The organism is Microcoleus sp. T3_B1 (genome assembly GCF_036700445.1).
GTDB lineage: Bacteria > Cyanobacteriota > Cyanobacteriia > Cyanobacteriales > Microcoleaceae > Microcoleus.
Map to the genome: position 1 here is coordinate 1 of NZ_JAUBOX010000022.1, position 12,484 is coordinate 12,484.

Annotated in this window: 14 protein-coding genes and 1 pseudogene; 5 read left to right on the forward strand and 10 right to left on the reverse strand. The window is 46.0% G+C overall.

What is annotated here, in order from left to right; translation table 11 throughout:
- Window positions 1-199: pseudogene (locus QT990_RS14225) on the reverse strand (IS607 family transposase); the annotation flags it as partial.
- 252 nt (window positions 200-451) lie between these two features.
- On the opposite strand from QT990_RS14225, the gene QT990_RS14230 reads away from it, so the two are divergent.
- The 4 genes from QT990_RS14230 (at window position 452) to QT990_RS14245 (ending at window position 5,025) form a co-directional block, all read left to right on the forward strand.
- Window positions 452-1,678 (forward strand): ISL3 family transposase, encoded by a 1,227-nt coding sequence (locus tag QT990_RS14230; RefSeq protein ID WP_333145966.1) that lies wholly within the window; start codon window positions 452-454, stop codon window positions 1,676-1,678.
- 61 nt (window positions 1,679-1,739) lie between these two features.
- A complete protein-coding gene (locus tag QT990_RS14235) occupies window positions 1,740-2,996 on the forward strand; it encodes a COR domain-containing protein (RefSeq protein WP_333145969.1) in 1,257 nt (418 codons plus the stop codon).
- A gap of 233 nt (window positions 2,997-3,229) precedes the next feature.
- Window positions 3,230-3,871, forward strand: coding sequence for an LON peptidase substrate-binding domain-containing protein (locus QT990_RS14240; protein WP_333104131.1), 642 nt, complete (start codon window positions 3,230-3,232; stop codon window positions 3,869-3,871).
- Between the two features lie 215 nt (window positions 3,872-4,086).
- Complete coding sequence (locus tag QT990_RS14245; protein WP_333145972.1) at window positions 4,087-5,025, forward strand: PspA/IM30 family protein; 939 nt, start codon at window positions 4,087-4,089, stop codon at window positions 5,023-5,025.
- A 33-nt stretch (window positions 5,026-5,058) separates the two neighbouring features.
- Here QT990_RS14245 and QT990_RS14250 read toward each other — a convergent pair whose 3' ends face one another.
- Together QT990_RS14250 and pheA are read right to left on the reverse strand one after the other, a co-directional pair.
- Complete coding sequence (locus QT990_RS14250) at window positions 5,059-5,700, reverse strand: pentapeptide repeat-containing protein (RefSeq protein WP_333145974.1); 642 nt, start codon at window positions 5,698-5,700, stop codon at window positions 5,059-5,061.
- A 34-nt stretch (window positions 5,701-5,734) separates the two neighbouring features.
- Window positions 5,735-6,682: a prephenate dehydratase gene (gene pheA / locus QT990_RS14255; RefSeq protein ID WP_333145977.1), complete on the reverse strand. Its 948-nt coding sequence runs from the start codon at window positions 6,680-6,682 to the stop codon at window positions 5,735-5,737.
- A gap of 208 nt (window positions 6,683-6,890) precedes the next feature.
- Between pheA and QT990_RS14260 the strand changes: the two genes are divergently transcribed.
- Complete coding sequence (locus QT990_RS14260) at window positions 6,891-7,469, forward strand: DUF1997 domain-containing protein (protein WP_333145980.1); 579 nt, start codon at window positions 6,891-6,893, stop codon at window positions 7,467-7,469.
- 145 nt (window positions 7,470-7,614) lie between these two features.
- Here QT990_RS14260 and QT990_RS14265 read toward each other — a convergent pair whose 3' ends face one another.
- From QT990_RS14265 to QT990_RS14295, 7 genes are all read right to left on the reverse strand, one after another.
- Entirely contained in the window at window positions 7,615-8,067 is a 453-nt protein-coding gene (locus tag QT990_RS14265) for an FHA domain-containing protein (protein ID WP_333145983.1), read from the reverse strand.
- Window positions 8,064-8,750 (reverse strand): hypothetical protein, encoded by a 687-nt coding sequence (locus QT990_RS14270; RefSeq protein WP_333306270.1) that lies wholly within the window; start codon window positions 8,748-8,750, stop codon window positions 8,064-8,066. Before QT990_RS14270 ends, QT990_RS14265 begins: the two co-directional genes overlap by 4 nt.
- Before the next feature lie 169 nt (window positions 8,751-8,919).
- Window positions 8,920-9,657, reverse strand: a complete 738-nt coding sequence (locus tag QT990_RS14275) for a PRC-barrel domain-containing protein (protein WP_333145989.1) — start codon at window positions 9,655-9,657, stop codon at window positions 8,920-8,922.
- 55 nt (window positions 9,658-9,712) lie between these two features.
- Entirely contained in the window at window positions 9,713-10,189 is a 477-nt protein-coding gene (locus QT990_RS14280; RefSeq protein ID WP_445252084.1) for an FHA domain-containing protein, read from the reverse strand.
- A gap of 97 nt (window positions 10,190-10,286) precedes the next feature.
- A complete protein-coding gene (locus tag QT990_RS14285; protein WP_333145994.1) occupies window positions 10,287-11,078 on the reverse strand; it encodes an FHA domain-containing protein in 792 nt (263 codons plus the stop codon).
- A gap of 210 nt (window positions 11,079-11,288) precedes the next feature.
- Window positions 11,289-12,008, reverse strand: a complete 720-nt coding sequence (gene pgl, locus QT990_RS14290) for a 6-phosphogluconolactonase (RefSeq protein WP_333146035.1) — start codon at window positions 12,006-12,008, stop codon at window positions 11,289-11,291.
- Window positions 12,009-12,147: 139 nt separating this feature from the next.
- Complete coding sequence (locus tag QT990_RS14295) at window positions 12,148-12,396, reverse strand: hypothetical protein (RefSeq protein WP_333145996.1); 249 nt, start codon at window positions 12,394-12,396, stop codon at window positions 12,148-12,150.
- Window positions 12,397-12,484: the final 88 nt, after the last annotated feature.

The following is a 12,484-nucleotide window of genomic DNA, read 5'->3' on the forward strand; positions in this document are numbered from 1 at the left end:
CATCTGATTTTTGAGTTCCGGCTTCTGTCCACTGGACGAAACAAGGGCGGTAAACGACCGTTTTTCGGTTGGCTTCTCTGGGCTTCAATCCGTTGGCTATCAAGAGATCGTCTTCGGTGTAGAACCGATGACCTGACAGGGTGCGCAAGGCTTGCAATTTCCCTGAAACGTCCCAACGTTGGAGTGTTTTTACTGACAATCCCAGCTTTTTTGCGAAAACGCGCGAGCTTAAACACAATGGTACACCGCATATTTGTCTATAAGTGTATCATTTTGTCTATTTATTTGGGCTCTACCGAACCTACTATGTAAAAAAGTTAATAATTTTTATAAAAATTAACTATAAAATATAAACATTAGGCGCGGGCAAAGCAGTTATATATTGACTTACAGGGCTTTTTGTAGTATAATAAAGTTAAATTTTAGAGAAATTAAGATAAAAATTATACCTATGGCTTCCAATCCTCAACTTCATCTAATGACGAAACTCCTTAATATTGAGGGAGTGACAGTCAAAAGTTATCAGATTATTGAAAATATAGGAATCACGATTTACTTAGATAATAACAACAAAAAAGCCATTTGTCCCGACTGTGGTCAGAAAACTGATAAACTCCCTCAAAATCATTATTATGTAGTGAGGGATTTGCCGTTTGGAGAGCAAAAAGTATATTTACAAGTAAATCGCCGTCAGATGAGGTGTGAAGGTTGCCCAAAAAAATTTAGTGAAGACTTAGAATTTGTTAAAAAAACTAGAACCTATACAGAGAGGTTGAAAACAAAGATTTTGTCAGAATTATTAGAAAGCGATATTAAAAATGTGGCTCAAAGGAATGGAGTCAGCGAACAAGAAATAGAAACCATGTTAAAAGAATGGGGAAAGGAATTGCTCAGACAAAAACCATCAGGATTAAAAAGGCTAGGAATTGATGAAATTGCTGTAGTAAAAGGACAGAAAAATTATTGTGTAGTTTTAGTAGATATCGATAAAAAAATTATAGTAGGAATGGTCAAAAATCGAACTCAAGTGGAAATACAAAAATACCTAGAAGCCTGGGGAGAAGAGGTTTTAGACCAAATAGAAGCCTGCAGTATAGATATGTGGAAACCTTATAAAAATGTCTCAGAAGCTTTAATGCCACAAGCAGAAGTTGTGGTCGATAGATTTCATGTTATGAAGCAAGTAAATGAAGAATTAGATGGAGCTAGAAAAAAGATTAAGGAAGCAGCCGTTGCCTTAAAAAATAACTCGGAAAAAGAGCGACTACTCTCCGGAATAAAAAAAAGTAAATATGTCTTACTAAAAAATGAAGAGGATCTCACTGACCTCGAAAAAGAGCAGTTAGAATCACTCAAAAAAGTTGCTCCTACATTACAAAAAATGCATCAAATGAAAGAAGAGTTTAGACAAATTTTTGAAGCCCCAAAAGATTGGGTAGAAGGATTATTGAGTTTAAGTGATTGGTTAAAAGATGCAATTTCCGTTTTCCCCAAAAGCTGTGGGACAATTATTAGGTGGATTGGAGAAATTATTGCGTATTTTGATCGGAGGACTACTCAAGGAGTTGTGGAAGGAATTAATAACAAATTAAAGCTCATCAAAAGAAAAGGCTATGGGTTGAGAAATTTTGACAACTTTATTCTTAGGAGCTTCTTACATTGGCATTTTGCTAGTTAGTTTTACATACTAGGTTCGGTAGAACCTTTATTTGCTACCTAGGGACTAGCTCCGTCCCGAATTGGCAACCAACGCTGTTTACAAACTCATCGGCAACAAAAAAGTCACCGACAATGGAGAAGTCACCGACAACGCAGAAGTCATCGCCAACTACGGGTACTTCACCCAAGAAAACCTCAAGCAAATCTGGCGCGACAGGGAATACCAAGACTTGCACGACGAACTGCTGCACTTGATGAAACACTTCAAACTGTGTTACGAAATCCCCTGCCAACCCGGACAATATATCGCCCCGCAACTTCTCCCCCTCGAAACGCCCAACTACACCTGGGATGACGCCGATAACCTGATTTTGCGCTACGAATACGACTTCATACCCAAAGGCATCATTACCCGCTTCATCGTAGAAATGCACTTGTTAATCTACCGCCCTCAATCCGGTTTACCAAAGGGTAGGGGGGATATTGTCTGGCGCGATGGAGTCATCCTCGCCGACAATTACGCTAAAGCCGAAGTTATCGAGAATTACCACCAACGAGAAATCCGCATTCGAGTTTCTGGCAAGCGGAAAGAATTTCTTTTAGACCGTATCCGCCACGAAATCTGGAAAATTCATGCTACTTACGACAATCGCCTAAAATATCAAGAACTCATCCCCTGCAATTGTCACCAATGCAAAGGCAGCCAAGACCCTCACCTCTACGATTTTGAAGCGCTGCGCCGCCGTTTGGCAAACCATCGCTACGAAATCGAATGCGACAAATCTTATCAAATGGTTCAGGTGCGCCGCTTGATGGAAGATTTCCCCGACAATTTGCAACAATGGGAAGAAAAAGAGCGAATTTATGGAATCGATCGACCTGACTTGGTAGATAATTCTAGCATTCAATTTAATATCAATATCGACGGTAAAAAAATGACTGAAACTTCTTCCAAAACCAACAACTTCAACGGCCCGATGTCTGCTGGTGTTATCAACAGCGATAACGCTGAAGTTAAAAACAATCAATTTACTCAAATTAATAACGCTGATACAGCAGAAATCCTGAAATTAATCGCATCTCTGCGTGCAACCTGCGTGCAGTTTCCTGAAGATGTTCGTGGCGATCTAATTATCGATATCGAAGATGTCGAAGCCGAAATTCAGAAACCGGAAAGCCAATGGAATAAAGACAGATTAAATAAAAGTTTAAAAGCTATTGTAACGGCGGCGGCGGCGATCGGATTTGGCATCGCAGGTGTCACAGAATTTGCGAATACGGCCATCGATGTTGGCAACAAACTGGGTATCGAAATCCAGCTACCGCCAGCGCGCTAAATAAGTTATGCAAGGCATACGCATCAGCCCAAAGAAACCGGGTTTTTTACCTAATCTGTGGGTAACAACCCAGGATTTTGGGAAAAAACCCGGTTTCTGATTCTACGCATCAGCCCAAAGCCTCGATCGCCCGCGTCGCATTTCCCCCCGATCGCCCCTCACCCCGCCCGGAATTGCCTTTAATCAGTTAAAGTAAGAAAAATAAGCGCAAGTACCGTCACTTTTGAGCGACAATGGCATCCTCTTCCTCTGTAGCAGTTCGCGAACTCCCCTTATTTCCGTTGCCGGAAGTGGTTCTATTTCCAGGTAGACCACTCCCACTGCAAATCTTCGAGTTTCGCTATCGAATCATGATGAATACGATTCTGGAGGGCGATCGGCGTTTCGGTGTACTCATGTGGGACCCCAACCAAAACAAAGTCTCTGCCGTTGGCTGTTGCGCCGAAGTGATTCACTGTCAGCGCCTCCCCGACGATCGCATGAAAATTATGACCCTCGGACAGCAGCGGTTCCGAGTCCTCGACGCCGTTCGCGAAAAACCCTATTTAGTCGGTCTAGTAGAATGGATGGAAGATGAACCGCCGCAAAAAGACCTCAGACCTTTGGGAAAAGATGTCGAACAACTGCTGAGAGATGTAGTTCGCCTTTCCAGCAAATTAATGGATCAGCCGATCGACCTGCCCGAAGACATTCCCAGTTTGCCTACAGAATTGTCCTACTGGGTAGCCAGCTACCTTTACGGCGCAGCGACAGAACAGCAAACTCTTTTAGAATTGCAAGATACTGCTGCGAGATTGGAACGCGAAACCGAAATTTTGACTTCTACTCGCAATCACTTGGCCGCGAGGACTGTACTTAAAGATACCCTCAAGTAGTCAATGGGGCAGGCAAAAAGTACGATCGGTTTTGCCTGCATGGAAGCAAGAATCACACAGAGTCATACCATTTTCGATTTTCGATTTTCGCATTGGAGATTAAATAATTGAGAATTAATAGACCTTTTACACAAATATTTAGAAACGGGCAAGATGCCCGTTCCACAAAAATAAATTATTCTGTGGAACGGGCATCTTGCCCGTTTCTAAATTAGATGCTTGTGTTAGAAAATCACGACCAACCGAAACCCTACGATGCAGTTAGAGGCGGTCAACTGCCACCTCCTGTGGGCGGTGTAGTGCTCGGCGGACTAGCAGGAGTTAAACATCGGCTGTCTAGTTCTGTCAACGAACATCGAATTGCCTCCCTGAGAGAGACCTTGAATTACGGCGATGCTGGCTTAAAAATAGTCATCCAGATTTGTCAAAGCGAAACAGGGCCAGTGCAGCGGGCGGCCTGCGATTTGCTTCGACAAAGGCTGAATTCGATCGCCCGCGAAAAATTACAGGCCTTTGTAGCTTCAAGTTCAGATGCAGAAGCTGAGTTAGACAGCACGGAAAAAATATTAAAGCACTCATCCGGTGCAGTCTCAGAAAAAAATTACGATCGGCAAATGTCCGAAGCCCAGTTAATATTTGAGACAATTACGCAGCAAATGCAACCAAATTTGTTGCTATTAGAAGCACTGGTAGCCTCTGTAGAACGCGAAGAATTTACCAGTGAACTGATGAATCTTTGGGAACTATTAATCTTAGAAATTCAGGAACCTCTCAAAGAACTGCGTCAGGCTGTTGGCAGTGCGATTTCCGCCCAACTGCGGATTCAGTGGCTGTACAATCAAGCTGAATCTCAAGCCAACCAGTGGCAGCAGCGAGCTTTGCTAGCTCTTCAGACACAGGATGAGAATTCAATCCGCCTAGCTGTGGTTCGCCAGCAGGTTCAATTCGATCGGGCTGCAGAACTAAAAATTGACTTAGACTACCAAACTGTGCGAGTAGAAACTCTCAATCGCAACTTGCTGGCTTTGGAAAGTAAGATTGCTCAAGCTAATTCCAAGAAAGAGATCCTCAAGATGCAGCTTCATTTTGCTAAGGTACAGCAGCAAATAGACTTCACTTTCAGCCAAGTCAATAGTATATTTTTTAGCCCTTAGTTGTCGGATTCTCCGGTTATATATTGCGTGAACTCAAACTTGTCTGACGCAAAAATGTATGGCCCCACTTAAAATTGCCTCATCTAACTTAGCTCCTTCGAGATTAGCGCCGCACAAAAATGCCCCGCTCAAATTAGCACCCCTCAAGTCAGCTCCTCTCAAGTCAGCGCCCTCAAGGTTACTTTCACACAAAAAAGCGTTTCTCAAGTCGGCTTTGTTCAGGCTCGCTCCCCGCAGTCTTGCCTCGCTTAGATTGGCTTTTTCAAGGTTTGTATTGTCCAAGCAAGCATCTAGGAGGTTTGCTTCCATCAAGTTGGCGTTTTCCAAGTTTGCTCCGATCAAATTAACACCAATCATTTTGGTGTCGCTCAAGTTGGCTTTTTTCAGGTTTGCGTCAATCAGGTCAGCTCCTGTTAATCTTGCGAAAGTTAGATCGGCTCCGCTCAGGTTAGCTCCATTTAGGTTGGTCATCACCAGACAGGCATTCTTGAGCTTGGCACCTATTAAGTTTGCCCCCCTTAAGTTGGCCAGGGCAAAATTTATTTCCTTGAGATTCGCACAGGCTAGATTAATATGAATTAGGAAAGCTTCTCGCAAAGAAGCCTCTTTCAAGTTGCTTTCATGAAAATTTCTTTCTCCGGCTGCGTATCGCTTGAGAAGTTCATCCGCATTCATCTCGCCAGCCTCCTAAGTTTTACTTAAAAATAAATTATACTACTGACAGTACATTGTAGCAACCAAATATTTTTAAAGTTTCTGTGTGATTTTTTAATTCATCGAGTGCCGAGCGAACAAATGCTTGGCAGGCGTTAGCCTCAACGTCCATAAAGAAAATATATTCTCCGAGGGATCTTTTAGTCGGTCTAGATTCAATCCGACTTAAATTAATACCGCGACTGGCAAATACTTGCAAAGGTTTTACCAGTGTTCCCGGCATATTGGCAGGTACGCTAAAAGCTAGTGAGGTATGGGTGCAATTAGACGGTGAAGCATCGAGGATCAACTTAGAAGCAGATTGGGTAAGGGATTTAAGGGATGAGTGATCCCCTGGTTCTACGTTGGCGATTTCTCCAAAACTCCTGCTGAGTACCCAAAATCGAGTGTAATTATCGGGATAATCATTAATGGGGTGAGCTAACACTGGCAAATTGTAAAGTTCAGCCGCTCTTGGCGAAGATATCGCTGCTACATTTGTATCTTCCAGATATTGCAATGCTTCCGTGGTTGAATTGGCCGGAATTAATTGAGCTGAGGGAATAAACTGCCCCAACCATACCTGACACTGAGCTAGCGCTTGCGGGTGAGAGTAAACTTTTTGAATCTCGTTAAAATTTTTAGCATTGGACACTAGCGCGTGGGAAATTGGCAAAACTAAGGCGTGTTGAATGCGGAGTTGATCGAGTCGCCACAGTGTGTCTAAGGTGACAGTCACGCTGCCTTCGATCGAATTTTCGACGGGCACCACTGAATAGTCAACCTGCCCTAGGGCCGATGCCTCTAGCGCTTGAGAAATGGTGGAATAAGGACACAGGGTGCATTCCAAGTTAGTATTCAGGCTCAACCAATTGACATAAGCTAGAGCCGCTGTTTCTGCATTTGTACCAACAGGGCCGAGATGTGCGATCCTCTTCGAGGGCTTCGCTAACGAAATTTTCATTTAGAGGCAATTTTAGGTTACAAATGTTTGCTTGACTCTCATCAGCTAGGAAGTATGATGAAAAATTAGCGATGTCCCGAAAGCTTTTATCAGTGATTTCTCGGATGACATTGCTGGGTACGCGACTTAGGGGGCAACTTATGTCACCTTAAAAAAGGTGATAGTTTATTAAGATATGCTTAGGAATCCTATATTTTGATATTTTCTCATGTATACCCGCTTTAATGCTTCCCAATCCGTTGAGCTCGCCGTACCAGAGGAACGGGTTCCCATTCAACATTATCTGCGCCAGCCGAGGCGACTGGTGAATGCCCTTGTCGATCAAAGTCGCACAGAACAGCTAAACGATGACTGTTTCCGCCTGAAAATGCGACCGTTACAATTTATGATGCTGAGCATTCAACCCACAGTAGACATGAGGGTGTGGGCCCAGTCGGATGGCACCATCAATTTGGAGTCCGTCGCCTGCGAAATTCGTGGCGTGGGTTATATCAACGATCGCTTTGCTCTCAATCTCAAAGGAAAGCTTTGTGTACACCAAAGCAGCGGGGTAGCATACTTGAAGGGAAAAGCGGATTTGGAAGTGCAAGTAGAATTACCGCCACCGTTTTGGCTGACGCCCAAACCCATTTTAGAAGCAACGGGGAATGCTTTGCTCAAGAGCGTACTGCTGAGCGTCAAACAGCGGTTGATGCACCAGTTGCTCTTAGATTACCGCCGCTGGGCAAGCAGCGAAAGTGAGCTAAGATCGATCGATATCCCCCCAATCTTATCTTTAGAAGGGTGAAATCCTACTAGAGAAGCTGTTAATTAATGTATAGGGATATTTAGCCACAAATCAGACCACTTACCACAATATTTATTAGTTAGACCCTGGAATTGGGCATCGGTCGCTTTGTGGGAACTAGCCAGCAGGGATAGATAGCTGCGGGTCAGTCAAGATCGATTTGAGTGATCCCTCCAAGTTCATCGTCTTCGATTATTCCCACGCCCCCCGGCAAAGGAGTTGACCTGTCTTTTGAAACTTCGTCCTTTGGGCGGAGTTCGCGCTGCGGTGGCTTGATTATTTTGCCCGGTTGATTCGTTGCGGCCACCCGAATCCTGATTTTTGGCCCGGAATTGCCCAAGCGAATTGTCATCCCGTCCACAACTGACACCTGAGCGATCGGTCTATCATCTACATAAGTGCCATTAGCACCAAAATTAATAATTTCCCAGCCATGAGCGTGATTCCACAGTTCTACGTGGTGGCGGGAAACTACAGCGCTGTAAATAATTACATCATTGTCGTTCGATCGACCGATCCGAACCACCGGTTCTGATTCAAAACACCAACTTTGAACTGGGACAGACTGGATAGGATGTAAAAGAGTTAAGGTAATCACTGATGTTTTGACACTCCACCGCCAGACAGAAACGGGGATACTTCCAGAGAGATTTTTTGGGAGAAAACTGCAAAAATTTGGATTTTTAAAGCCGTCATCAGTGCGCCATGATTCCCTCTATTTGCCGGAAAAGTCGAACTTTTGGCTGCTTGAGGGTGAAGCAACTTTTGACGGTTAGCTTTTGGCGCAGGCGCAAATTTTTGCGGTACTCGGTAACAACCAAACACGATGTTATTAATCGGGTGAACTTCCCAATGATGGACAGCAGTTTTAACCGCTTGATTAATTTGGTCTGTGAGGGAGCGATTCTGCCGATGGGCGAGCCGCTCAATTCGATCGGCTTCATCACCCTTTTCCCGCTGATGAAGCAGAGAATTTAACTCATACCCGCGATGGTTGCACCGCTGATTCGAGTTCTCGATCGGGCCACAGTCACTGCTCAACGACTTGCTGTTTATAAAGAAAGAAGTTAACCAATTATTAATCCTGGGGTCTCTAGATAAAATACTTGTTGATTGTATCTGAGATGTTGCACCATTCTCAATTACTTGTTTAGGAACAGGCAAGATGCCTGTTCTACAAGAAAATTCACTCTTTGTGGAACAGGCATCTTGCCGGTTCTGGAGAATGGTGCAAGATGTGAGTTGTATCAAACAGCATAGGTCATTTTGAGTTGCTAACATTTTCCTTATTGATGCGATACCTTTAAAATACAATGCTTTGAGCAGCACTGGAATTTTGAGCGACAACGCATCACTCTCTCATAGCGAAAATACCGATCGACCTTCCTCGCGCGCGCGGCCCCAAAATGCGCTCGGCAATTAGTCCCCCGGCCAGGGGGAAGGCCAAACTTCAGCTCAAATCTGACTCAGGCGGCTCCGGTTTCGGCTCTGGTCGGACAGATTCTTGCCTTTGCCGCTTCAACTCTGCAACTTTTTCTTGAGCTACATCCCTGACTTCTAGAGCTTTATCTTGGAATTTTTCCGCCAGACTTTGAGCGCCTCGCTTCACACCTGCCACATTTTTGAGAGTTCTGTCGAAATCTTCGTGTAAAAACTCTGCTACCAGACCGACTTTTTTGTGCAGTCCCTCCGCGTACTGCACGGGTTCCGATACAGCAGCTTCAGAGACGATCGCCCGCTTGCTGCCGATGGTCGAAATAGCTGCCACAGGTAACAAGTAAATGTCGTCTAAAACACCGCGCCACCCGCTCGATTTAAATAGGTAATGGGTGACTGAACCCGTGCGGACATCAAATAGGTAGTCAACCACTGCACCTGCCCGATTCCCAGCGTCCGTGAGTACCTCAAGCCCGATCGGACAAACAGCTTGTTCCGGCTGATGAAGTTCCGGCAGTTCCGGGTTAATGGTGACAAAAACATTTTCCCCCACCGTATCTACTTGCGCCCAAGCGAACCAAGTTTTTTTACTGCCCAAAAGTCCCGACTTGCAAGTAAAGCCGATCGCCCGCTGGGAGTGAGCGTCTAGCCAAACCCGATCTACCCTGCCGACCTCTTCCGCCGTTCTGCGGTCGATGGTGCGGCGGTTTAGCAGTTCGCTGCGCCTAACAATTTGTGGTGATGTACTCATAAATAAACTCCTGAGTGCCGCCTTTGAAAAATGTCGATCGTCCAAAGAAGCCGATTTAATATTCTTCTTCCGAATAATGGCGAGTATGATCTGCCTCGGTTAACTCATCCTCTTCCCTGGAAGTGCCAACTTCTTTGTGGTCGGGAACAGGAATCGTGCTAATGTGCACGCCGCCCGAGGGAGCGTGAATTTCCTTAGCCTCCCTGGGCTTGACGGTAATTTGTCCTAACTGGACAGAGGACTGATTCGGGCCTACGTTGATTTGAATTTTCGGCCCTGAGCGAGCCAAGTGAACGATCAGACCGTCCACAATGGGAACCTTAGCGATCGGCTTACCATCGAGGTAAGTGCCGTTGGTACCTAAATTGATCAGTTCCCAAGTTATGCCGCTGCGCCGCAATTCGATGTGGCGACGAGAAACCACAGCGCTAAAAAGAACGACGTGGTTTTCGGTCGAGCGCCCGATCCGGACGACCTGCTCGTCTTCAAAGATCCAACTGCGGACGGGTATAGACTGGAGTGGATGTAGCAAGGTCAGCTTAATCACATTGGCAGCATTGAGTTTTGGTAGAGCGCCTCAAGATGCGATTTTAGATTTTAGACTTTCGATCGCCCAATCCAAACTCGCTCTAAGAGATTTGAAATAAAAACGTAACCAGGTCTCCTTTGCCCAGAGAGATGCGGTCTCCCGGTCGCAACCGGTGGCGGTTTCCCTTGGGTAGCGGAGTATTGTTGACGTAAGTGCCGTTGGAACTGCCTACATCTTCTAGGTAGCAAGCATCTCCCTCCACCCGGAGATTTGCGTGTACCCGAGAAACTATCTCAGAATTAGCAAATCCCGAAACATCAATATCCGGCGGTACTAAGTCATTTGGCTTGCCTATGTGAACCACAGACAGACTGTGAGGCAATTCCATCGGCGTATTTGTCTGAACGTGTAACAGGCGGGCAGACTGCTGTTGCAGTTGAGTTTTAGCTACACCTGCTGGCTGTGGGCCCGGAACCGGAGGAGAGATATTTACTGGTGTTGCCACCGATTCAGTTGTAACAGGAACCGAGGGCGAAGGCGGGGGATCTGGAGTAGTCGGAATGCTGGCGGTAGTTTTTTCCAAGTTGAGCCCCTTATTCAGGGTAACTAGAGGTTCCATTGCCATCAGGGGTTCGGGTGGCACTAAATCCGGCGCCGGTGACGATACCACTGTGGGGCCTACAGGCGAGGGGGACGTTACTGTCACCTCAACTTCTGGAACTATGGAACCCGGACGCAAGTTAAAGCCACACTGACCGCAAAATGCTGCATCTGTCTGAACTGCTGCACCGCAGTTCGAGCAACTTGCGGTAACAGGTAAAGGCGTGTAGCAAGCCTCACACTGGCTGGCCCCGTCGGGGTTCTGGTGATTGCAATTGGGACAGACAATCATCGATTTCTCCTTGCTATCGGCCAGATTTTTAAATCAGCCTCATAAAAATACTCGTGTATATGGTCAAATTTTAACTTTAACCGCCACAATTCTTATATTGCTTCGCTCATACTAGCAACTGAGCTGACGCTGTGACGTTAGCTGTGATGGGCAAGATTGAGTTAGTGATAATGAATGCTGACTGTTTTGGCACGCTGGCGGCTCTGTCGGCTATTTTACGGAGGAGCCAGCAGCCGCATCGAGCAGCCACCAAAGTTCGCCCTCTGGTTGAACGAGTCTGGCTGGATAAGTCATTTCGTCGGCTGCGGGGGCAAAAATTTGAGCAAGGGCGGGTTGTTTGCTGGCTCCTGCGACCATGAAGATGACGCACCGGGCCCGGTTGATTAAGGGGACTGTAAAGGTAATGCGGGGTTGACCGTCTTTGTTGCCGACAGTTACTAGGGCGTCGCGGACTTGCAAGGCTGCTGTGCCGGGAAATAGAGAGGCTGTGTGGGCGTCGTCTCCTATGCCCAATAAAATGATGTCGAAGGCAGGAAACTCGCCGTCGGATACTTTGAAGAACTGCTGCAATTCGGTTTGGTGCGCGGCAGCGTCGGCTGCGGGGTCGCCGGCGGCTGTGGGCATGGGGTGGATGTTGCTGGCGGGGATATTCACTCGATCGAGCCACGCGAGGCTCGCCATTTTTTGATTGCTGTCTGGGTGTTCTGAGGGAACGTAGCGTTCGTCGCCCCAGAACACGTGAATTTTATCCCACGGCAGGTCTTGGGCTGCGATCGCTCTGTAGAGCGGTTCGGGTGTGCTTCCGCCCGCTGCGGCGATCGTACAAACTCCGCGTTCTGCTATGGCTTCTGAGATTTTTGACAGGACAATCCTGAGCGATCGATCTATTAATTCTTCCCGATTTGCTAATACTTCTACTATTTTTTTCATCAATTTACTCTCAACTTTCCTATTCGTGTTGTTCTGGGCAATTGCCAATTTTACCTTGACATTTTGGTTAGACATTTTGGTTTGAGGTCGCTCTGCTGACAGACTCGGCAGGCATGGCACAGCATCCCATACAATTTTATCATCTTATGCCCATTGATTGGAGGAAAGGCAGACATATTTCTACCAGTGCTTTATGGATTTTCACCTGTTGCATTGAGCTTTCGCAACTTTCAATCAAAAGTTCGATCGTACTCGGAGCATCTGGGCAGAAAGTAAAAAGCGTTTTTTGGGACTCCGAGCCGTCCCGCACAGCAAAGTCTATAAATATAGCGAGCCGGACGATCGCACACCGACAGTAAAAGCCAAACCGAGATGCTCCCGATCGCACTTACCCCGGCCTTGCAAAAATAATCAAGATTGATGTGGTAGACTAGGAAAAATAGTTTTAAATCCGCACGCTCGGAAGGAAGCAAAAC

Bases quoted from the DNA above. Each gene is read 5' to 3' on its own strand.
- QT990_RS14230 (WP_333145966.1), top strand. From the start codon at position 452: ATGGCTTCCAATCCTCAACTTCATCTAATGACGAAACTCCTTAATATT.
- QT990_RS14240 (WP_333104131.1), top strand. From the start codon at position 3,230: ATGGCATCCTCTTCCTCTGTAGCAGTTCGCGAACTCCCCTTATTTCCG.
- QT990_RS14245 (WP_333145972.1), top strand. From the start codon at position 4,087: ATGCTTGTGTTAGAAAATCACGACCAACCGAAACCCTACGATGCAGTT.
- QT990_RS14250 (WP_333145974.1), bottom strand. From the start codon at position 5,700: ATGAATGCGGATGAACTTCTCAAGCGATACGCAGCCGGAGAAAGAAAT.
- pheA (WP_333145977.1), bottom strand. From the start codon at position 6,682: ATGAAAATTTCGTTAGCGAAGCCCTCGAAGAGGATCGCACATCTCGGC.
- QT990_RS14260 (WP_333145980.1), top strand. From the start codon at position 6,891: ATGTATACCCGCTTTAATGCTTCCCAATCCGTTGAGCTCGCCGTACCA.
- QT990_RS14270 (WP_333306270.1), bottom strand. From the start codon at position 8,750: ATGTTAGCAACTCAAAATGACCTATGCTGTTTGATACAACTCACATCT.
- QT990_RS14275 (WP_333145989.1), bottom strand. From the start codon at position 9,657: ATGAGTACATCACCACAAATTGTTAGGCGCAGCGAACTGCTAAACCGC.
- QT990_RS14285 (WP_333145994.1), bottom strand. From the start codon at position 11,078: ATGATTGTCTGTCCCAATTGCAATCACCAGAACCCCGACGGGGCCAGC.
- pgl (WP_333146035.1), bottom strand. From the start codon at position 12,008: ATGAAAAAAATAGTAGAAGTATTAGCAAATCGGGAAGAATTAATAGAT.